At 53.6% G+C, this 334-nt stretch carries 1 protein-coding gene; it reads right to left on the reverse strand.

Annotated features, from left to right (window positions below):
* Positions 1-334, reverse strand: a 334-nt coding sequence (locus tag PGS25_RS15610) for a hypothetical protein (protein WP_442865329.1), incomplete at both ends; no start/stop codon positions are given.

Consider the following 334-nt stretch of genomic DNA (forward strand, 5'->3'; position numbering starts at 1 on the left):
TGCCGAGTGCGTCCGTAACCGTAATCGGCAGACCGAGTGCATTATAGGTGTACGAAGTGGTATGTCCGTTCTTATCGCGGAACTCGGTCAAGCTGTGTCCGGAGTAGGTATAGGTTTCCGTATTGCCGAGCGCGTCCGTGATAGACGCAATATCGCCGCCTACCGTATAAGTCAGCGTCATAGCGGTATTGTCCGCATAGCGAACTTTCGTCACATTGCCATTGCTGTCATACTCGTATGCGGTTGCACCGTTCAGACGGTCGCTTGCAGAGTTGGCGCGATAATCGCCGTCATAGGTGTTGGCGGTGGTGTATTCCGTGCCGTCGATAACTGT

The organism is Butyricicoccus sp. AM78-15b2TA, from assembly GCF_027665985.1.
GTDB classification, from domain to species: Bacteria; Bacillota; Clostridia; order Oscillospirales; family Butyricicoccaceae; genus Agathobaculum; species Agathobaculum butyriciproducens.